Origin of the sequence: Microbacterium paulum, assembly GCF_015707995.1 — a bacterium.
Classification (GTDB): Bacteria; Actinomycetota; Actinomycetes; order Actinomycetales; family Microbacteriaceae; genus Microbacterium; species Microbacterium paulum.
Window position 1 is genome coordinate 1 of record NZ_JAAGRY010000113.1, and the last position, 3,607, is coordinate 3,607.

Sequence of the window (3,607 nt, forward strand, 5' to 3'; positions counted from 1 at the left end):
CTGCGCTACCGCCGCCGGCCTCCCTCAGCGGGGCGCTGCGCGGCCCCGTGAGCGCGCCGGCCCGCTCCCCCGCACGATCAGGCCGGGCGGTCGCTCGCGGCCCTCTGCGGGGCGCTCGCGGCCCCCGCAGACAGTCTGGGCATGAGCACCGATCCGCACGCCCCGCGCACCCGCCGCACCCTCTGGACTCTGCCCCGCCACGCGCGCCGCGCGCGGCGCCGCCGGCACCTGCTCCGCGCCGCGAGGATCCTCGAGCTCGCACTCCGCCTCGCGCTGCAGATCCTCCAGCTCTGGCCGCACTAGAGCGCCGCGGCGCGGCGATCGCCTCGAGCTCGCCGCGCCGGCGCCGTCAGCTGCTCGACGCACACGGCGGCGCCGGCGCTCAGATGAGGCCGGCCGCCCACAGCCGCCCCGCGCGGGCGGCATCCTCGATCCGGGGGAACCGGTACACGGTCACGTCGCCCTCGACGTAGACCGCAAGCGCGAACGCGTCGCCGTCGGCCGCCGGATCCCGGTAGGCGATCGCGCCCGCGAAACCCGGCCGCACCCACTCGTTCCCCGGCACCGGCTCGAACCGCTGCGCCCCCTGGGCGGCGAGCGCGACAGCGAAGAACTCCCCCACGCTCTCGTACGCACCCGACAGCACCGGAGGCACCTCGACCTGCGCCGTCAGCGCGACGTGGGTCCGGAAATTGCGCGGCGTCATTGTCACGCCCCCATCCTCTCGCCCGCGTCGAGGCGCGCGGCGCCCTGCTCGCGCATCAGCGCCTCGAACCGCTCCTCCGACAGCCGCGGCAGCCGCCGCGGCCCCGGCAGCCGCGGCGCCCGCCAGGACGGGTCATGCCGACGTGCCATGAACTCCGCCACGCTCTCCCGCTGCGCGGCCGCCGGCTTCGGCTCCACCTCGTACAGGTACATCACCCGCTCGACCTTGCGGCCCACAGCCCGCTCCGCGGCCACAGGGAACCCGAACCCGACCCGCACCCCCACCGGATCACCCAACCCCCACCCGCCGCCGCGCTCGACCGCGCAGACCACGCCCTCACCATCCGGCGTCAGCACATGCCGCCCCACCCACGCGCCTCGCACACCCAGACCCACCCGCACGCTCACGCCGCCACCCCCGCCGCCGCATCCAGCCGCGCCAGCGCCTGCCGCGCGTGCTCGATATCCGCCTCGCTGTAGAACCCGCCCGCCGTGCCCCGCGCGATCCGACCCTCCAACTGCGCCCGCCGCACCCCCACCCGGAACGCCTCACGCTCCGCCCGCACCCCCGGCAACGCCTCAAACCGCTCCCGCCGATCCTGCACCGCGATCAGACCCAACAACGCCCCCGCGCCGATCCCCCGACCCCGAACCCCATACCGACCCGAACCAACCATCCCCACCACTCCCCTAACTCGCATCCCTGACAGTTACAAACTACCAGCCCCCACCGACACGCACCCACGAAACCTGCTTACAAACAGCAAGCACAATTCACCCGAAACCTGCTTACAACTTGCAAGCACAATTCGTCACGCTCAAGAACAACCCTCACCACCACGCACGTCCCCTCAATGTCGGAACCCCCTACTAGTTTGTAACTGTCAGGGAAACACACCAACAAAAGGAGCAACCACCATGGACGTGATCAAGGCCACCAGCGCCGCAGACTTCCTGGGCCTCGTGCCCGCTCTCATCGGCTACACCCCCACCCGCTCGATCGTCGCGATCCCCTTCGCTGGCAGCCGAACCGTCGGCGCCGCTCGGTTCGACCTGAACCCGACGCTCGGTTCGGGCTCACTTGCCAGTTCGATCGTCGGCGTCATCTGCCGAGTACCGACCGCTGACCGCATGGCGGTGGTGATCTACACCGACGACGACAGCGAGGCCTCGCGTGGCCTCGTGAACGCCCTGCTGGCCCGCGCGGACGAGTGCGGCTTGTCCGTCACGGATGCCCTCTACGTCGCCCGTGACGGCTGGGGCAGCTATCTCTCAGATGACCACCCGCGACCGCTCGCGGAGATCAACACCGCGCTCGCCGTCGGCCACCCGGTTGCGGCCTCACAGCACGTCGGCACCGAGATCCCCGCCGCTGACGACACCCGCCTCTGCGAGGTGAACACCGCCTTCGAGGGCTTCGGCCTGGGCGACGTCGCTGAAACGGACTGGATCACCCTCGGCGAGGTCGCCGTGACCACTCCCGCCGAGGAGATCGACCCCTTCGAGGCCGCCTGCCTCATCTTCGCGCTCAGCCGACCCGCTCTCCGCGACGTCGCTCTCGTCCAGTGGGCCAGCGACCAGGCAGGCGGCGAGCGCGCCGCCGAGGCACAGGCCGGATGGGAACGCGGCGAGGAGTACCCCGCCAACCTCGCCGCGATCATGTGGGGCGACGCACCCCGGCCCGACGCGGCCCGCCTCAGCGCGGCTCTGACGACCGTCCGCCACCTCACCGCCCTGACACCTCAGCCGGTGCGTGCGGGCCTCCTGGCCTCAGCCGCATGGCTCTCCTGGGCACTCGGACGCTCCACCCACGCCGCCGACTATGCGCGCCAGGCGCTCGCCATCGACCCCAGCCACGGCCTCGCCGAGATCGTGGCGAGCTTCATCCAGGCGTCGCATTTGCCCTCCTGGGCTTTCGAGAACTGACCGGCGAGAGGAGACACGATCATGGGCAGCACATCAACTCACAAGGAGGCGGGCGTCCCCGTCCGCACCTTCTTCGAGCACTACTTCACCGGCGCCACGATCATCGCCAGCGGCACCCGCCGTGACCCCGACTACGTGGCCGGCACCGTCGACTGGCCGTACGAGTTCTACGCCGCCGTGCGCTACGACGAAGGGCACCCGCACGCGGGCGAGGTGTTCGCGTTCGTGGTGCTCTACGCCATCGCGCCGTCGAGCTACTACAACTTCACGTACAAGGACCTCGACGAGACCGTGGGACCGGTCGCGTCCCACGCGCCGCGCGCCGTGCTGGAGGCTCTCACCCCGACGACGCATGAGCACGCCCAAGCGTGGCGCGCGCGCTGCTGGGCGAACCTCGAGCTCGCGGAGTCGAAGCCTCGTGTGCGCCGCGGCGAGCGCATCCGCTTCGCCGAGCCGTTCACGTTCGCCGGCGGCCTGCAGACCACACCCGACACGGAGTTCGAGGTGATCGAGCGTGACGTTCTGCGCGTGGTCGACCACGGCATCCGCGTGCGCATCCCCCGGTGGCGAGCCCGCCGTTACGAGAAGGCGGGGCGGTGATCATGGCCACCTCTCGCATCGTGAAGGTGCTCCGCGCGAACACCGGCGCACGAGACCTGCGCACCGTGTTCGAGGACTTCTGCGCCATGGCGGCCGCGGCGATCCGCAACCGGGTCGACCGCAACGGATACCAGGCACGGGAAGAAGACTACGAACGCACCCGAACGCACTACACCCCCGCACAGATGGACCGCTTCGCCGAAGCACTCGCCCTCGTCGCGCTCGAGCTCGATGCGCAGCCGCGCGACGTGCTCGGCGAGACCTACATGCAGCTGGGCATCGCCAACCGCGCCCAAGGGCAATTCTTCACCCCCTACAGCGTCGCGCAGCTGATCGCCAGCATGCAGATCAACGACGCACCCACGCAGCTGCTCAC

6 protein-coding genes and 1 pseudogene are annotated in these 3,607 nt (G+C 70.9%); 4 read left to right on the forward strand and 3 right to left on the reverse strand.

Annotation, left to right across the window (positions count from 1 at the left end; all coding sequences use genetic code 11):
• Positions 1 to 141: 141 nt before the first annotated feature.
• Entirely contained in the window at positions 142 to 303 is a 162-nt protein-coding gene (locus G3N18_RS15605; protein WP_196385163.1) for a hypothetical protein, read from the forward strand.
• A 79-nt stretch (positions 304 to 382) separates the two neighbouring features.
• Here G3N18_RS15605 and G3N18_RS15610 read toward each other — a convergent pair whose 3' ends face one another.
• Genes G3N18_RS15610 through G3N18_RS15620 form a run of 3 tightly spaced genes read right to left on the reverse strand, consistent with a single transcriptional unit; the run spans position 383 to position 1,325 of the window.
• Positions 383 to 712, reverse strand: coding sequence for a hypothetical protein (locus G3N18_RS15610; RefSeq protein ID WP_196385164.1), 330 nt, complete (start codon positions 710 to 712; stop codon positions 383 to 385).
• The gene (locus tag G3N18_RS15615; protein WP_196385165.1) at positions 709 to 1,113 is read right to left on the reverse strand and encodes a hypothetical protein; all 405 of its coding nucleotides are present in this window, start codon (positions 1,111 to 1,113) and stop codon (positions 709 to 711) included. Before G3N18_RS15615 ends, G3N18_RS15610 begins: the two co-directional genes overlap by 4 nt.
• On the reverse strand, positions 1,110 to 1,325 hold the full coding sequence (locus tag G3N18_RS15620) for a hypothetical protein (protein ID WP_196385166.1): 216 nt from the start codon (positions 1,323 to 1,325) through the stop codon (positions 1,110 to 1,112). The genes G3N18_RS15615 and G3N18_RS15620 overlap by 4 nt, the downstream gene beginning before the upstream one ends.
• Positions 1,326 to 1,623: 298 nt before the next feature.
• On the opposite strand from G3N18_RS15620, the gene G3N18_RS15625 reads away from it, so the two are divergent.
• From G3N18_RS15625 to G3N18_RS15635, 3 genes and pseudogenes are all read left to right on the forward strand, one after another.
• Complete coding sequence (locus G3N18_RS15625; protein WP_196385167.1) at positions 1,624 to 2,631, forward strand: DUF4192 family protein; 1,008 nt, start codon at positions 1,624 to 1,626, stop codon at positions 2,629 to 2,631.
• Between the two features lie 21 nt (positions 2,632 to 2,652).
• Positions 2,653 to 3,231, forward strand: coding sequence for a DUF6927 domain-containing protein (locus G3N18_RS15630; protein ID WP_196385168.1), 579 nt, complete (start codon positions 2,653 to 2,655; stop codon positions 3,229 to 3,231).
• 2 nt (positions 3,232 to 3,233) lie between these two features.
• Positions 3,234 to 3,607: pseudogene (locus G3N18_RS15635) on the forward strand (SAM-dependent DNA methyltransferase); the annotation flags it as partial.

Coding starts and splice junctions, on each gene's coding strand:
- G3N18_RS15605 (WP_196385163.1), top strand. CDS start 142: ATGAGCACCGATCCGCACGCCCCGCGCACCCGCCGCACCCTCTGGACT.
- G3N18_RS15625 (WP_196385167.1), top strand. CDS start 1,624: ATGGACGTGATCAAGGCCACCAGCGCCGCAGACTTCCTGGGCCTCGTG.
- G3N18_RS15630 (WP_196385168.1), top strand. CDS start 2,653: ATGGGCAGCACATCAACTCACAAGGAGGCGGGCGTCCCCGTCCGCACC.